This is a genomic window from Ancylothrix sp. D3o (assembly GCF_025370775.1).
Lineage (GTDB): Bacteria > Cyanobacteriota > Cyanobacteriia > Cyanobacteriales > Oscillatoriaceae > Ancylothrix.
Genome location: NZ_JAMXEX010000099.1, coordinates 1 through 2,658, shown reverse-complemented (window position 1 = coordinate 2,658; position 2,658 = coordinate 1). Strand labels below are relative to the sequence as shown.

The 2,658-nt window shown below is 43.3% G+C and carries 4 protein-coding genes; all 4 read left to right on the top strand.

All coding sequences use genetic code 11. The features are described from left to right. Positions 1–348: 348 nt before the first annotated feature. On the top strand, positions 349–534 hold the full coding sequence (locus NG798_RS27365) for a hypothetical protein (protein WP_261226879.1): 186 nt from the start codon (positions 349–351) through the stop codon (positions 532–534). A gap of 412 nt (positions 535–946) precedes the next feature. Then, positions 947–1,303 carry a PadR family transcriptional regulator gene (locus tag NG798_RS28330; protein ID WP_261226878.1) on the top strand — a complete coding sequence of 119 codons (357 nt, stop codon included), beginning with the start codon at positions 947–949 and terminating at the stop codon, positions 1,301–1,303. Next, positions 1,230–1,664, top strand: coding sequence for a hypothetical protein (locus NG798_RS28325; RefSeq protein WP_261226877.1), 435 nt, complete (start codon positions 1,230–1,232; stop codon positions 1,662–1,664). Before NG798_RS28330 ends, NG798_RS28325 begins: the two co-directional genes overlap by 74 nt. Positions 1,665–1,964: 300 nt before the next feature. Continuing rightward, a complete protein-coding gene (locus tag NG798_RS27350) occupies positions 1,965–2,300 on the top strand; it encodes a hypothetical protein (RefSeq protein WP_261226876.1) in 336 nt (111 codons plus the stop codon). Positions 2,301–2,658 lie beyond the last annotated feature (358 nt).

Sequence of the window (2,658 nt, the reverse complement as noted above, 5' to 3'; positions counted from 1 at the left end):
ATCACCCATCAAGTGCGATGGCTACGGCTGGCGGAGCGAGCGCGATTTTTCCTAACTTATTCAGCAAGCCCTAAATATTCGCTTTTATGAACACATCTATCGGCAAGATGCAGAGCTACCGACCCCTCAATATATACCGGCACTTCTATATCCAGCCTTCGGACAAGTGAATATTCGTTTTTATCATTGCACCCACAGACATCTGAATATCCAACGGCTATAAGCGCAAATTCACAAGCCCCTCCACAGAAGCTGATGTCAGTGAATCTTTGGCGGCTTTAAGCTGACTATTGAGTTGTTTGATTTTATTGACTAAATCGCGCCGAAGCTCAGAGGGACGATAGTTGGATGTCCATATTGGGCTATGTGGCCGGTAGGGGATGGCATTTTATTCGCCATCAAACCGCAGGCCGGTGTGTTGTGGTGGCCATTTCACTCATCGGGCCCAAGTCCGTCGTCTGGAGCAGCGGTCTTTGCCCGGTGTATTCTGTTGGCCATTTTACCCTTAAGTCTGCTATTAAATGCCGGCCTTAGCACATTTAAGAGAGGCTTGTGGTAGCGCACAGTCGTGCCAAAAGAGCACTCTTGAGGGGGGACATGGGGCCATATTACGAGCAAGCTAACACAACTCCAAGAAGTGACCTCTTTAACCGGCCCCATAGCTGAAAAACAAAAACGAGCGAACGGTAGTTTTCCTCATAAAAACCCAAAAGTAGAAGATTTTGCGACCCTAAGCCGATGCCCAGCAAGGAGTTCAGGCGATTGAAACCCTACTTTCAATTGGCTTTCATTCAAAGTCAAATAATTGGTATTTATTTGACTTTGCCTGCTTGCTATCTAATGACTCTCTAGTTTAAGCACTCTTCTATCTCGTCCAGGCAACTATCAAATTTTTAAGGTATAATGTTTTATAGACAAAACAGTAATAAGGGAACGCAAGAAAACTATGAATAAAGGAAAAGGACAAATTTATGTCGAAGTTTCGCCCAGAGAAGAAACCGTTTTATATGCCCTCTACAACAAGGAACTCTACGGTCTACAAATTCCGCAGGCTGTGGAGCAAGCTAGTCAAGGTAAGCGCCAAATGGGACTCGGCACTCTTTACCCTGTTCTCCATTCCTTGGAAAAAAAGGGCCTTATTGAATCCCGTTGGGGAGATGAAAGACGCGAGGAAAGAGGGGGAGCCAGACGGCGTTATTACAAACTCACAGGAAGTGGAATGGACACCCTTGAAGCCATCCAGTCTTTCCGAGCCAATCTCTTCTCATGGCAGCCAGACTACTCTCTCAATCCAACAGCTTGAAGAGTTAGGTTATTTTTTAGAAGAGTTGGAACCTTCTATAGAAGAAGTTACTGCTCGCTTAGAAAAATTAGAAAAACGATCGAAGTTAGAAAAAAAGCTTCGCAAGTACAAGCGATTCGAGCCTTCTGAAACGTGGGCTAGTCGATGGGTTGCCAGTCCAATAGCATATCTTTTCCCGGAAGAGCGGCGCGAGGAATGGTTAGGCGACTTGTACGAAGTCAATAGAGAAATGATTCATAAAGGCTATCCGTTTTGGGCAATTAATACCATAAACGTTGGAAAAACGGCTGTTTTGGTGTTATCGAGCTTAAAAATCAAACTGTCTGATTTTATTTCCGTAAATAAGGTGGGTAGCAAGTAAAAACTAAGGAAGTGACCGTTTACTCGTATTTTAGAACGAAGTAAACGGTTCTTTCCATACCACTATTTTTTCTTAGCCCTTACTTCATTACCGTCCGGCTGTGACCCTTGGGTAAATGAAAGTTGCCAAAAAATATATATTGTGCTAAAATAGTAAGTAGCGATTAAGGATCGCCAATGCTACTAAATATAAAATAAAACTATGAGAAAATATAATAAGCCCTCTTTAAATTGGTGGTTTGCCTTATCACCCTCTCAGCGCCAATTATTGTGGTATGTTTTCGAGATGAGTCAATTAGAAATGAGTCGAGCGGAGTACAAAAATTGTCCTTTTAATGGTATTCGTTTTACTTTTCATAGCCAGACTACGATTAGTCAAAAAAACAGAAATTTGCTTAGCAGCTTGTCTACGTTTCTCACTTACAGAATATATAACGGTTTTGTACAAGTTCGTCTCAAGGATGCTGCTTTCAGTGCCATGCGAGATATTCAGGTTTATTATATGAAGGATGTTTATACCTTTGTCATATGGTATTATGCTGGTCGTTGGCGACCGAATCCTCCCCAATTGTTAGCTAGTTTTTTACGACTTCCCAAAAAATTTAACTTCCCCAATCAGCTTCGGCTTGAATGTTGAGAAGTGTTCAAATCCTCCTGCGATTCACACTTTCGCTTGAGAGACTGCGCCTAATAGGCCACAACTAGAGTTTTTGCCGTTTGGGGGGGGGCAACCTCTCAAACGGCGATCCTCGCTTAATCGCATTTTTCCTGGCCGTCGGGCTGTTACCCTTGGGTAAATGGATGTTTACCAGAGATGGCTTATTTGAAGAACGCTACCGGACTCCGGTAGGGCCTTATTGCCTGTGTGGAAGTTCCCCATAGACTGTGGGAAGATAAAAACACCAAGTATGGGTTTACTGTCCCGTTTCCGCCTATGAAAGCGTCCAAAAAAGGTAATGATGTCCCAGTTGTTCTGGCATTAGCGGAACCATTAC

What these genes read in the sequence shown, in the direction of transcription:
- NG798_RS27365 (WP_261226879.1), top strand. Translation starts at nt 349, where the DNA reads ATGTCCATATTGGGCTATGTGGCCGGTAGGGGATGGCATTTTATTCGC.
- NG798_RS28330 (WP_261226878.1), top strand. Translation starts at nt 947, where the DNA reads ATGAATAAAGGAAAAGGACAAATTTATGTCGAAGTTTCGCCCAGAGAA.
- NG798_RS27350 (WP_261226876.1), top strand. Translation starts at nt 1,965, where the DNA reads ATGAGTCGAGCGGAGTACAAAAATTGTCCTTTTAATGGTATTCGTTTT.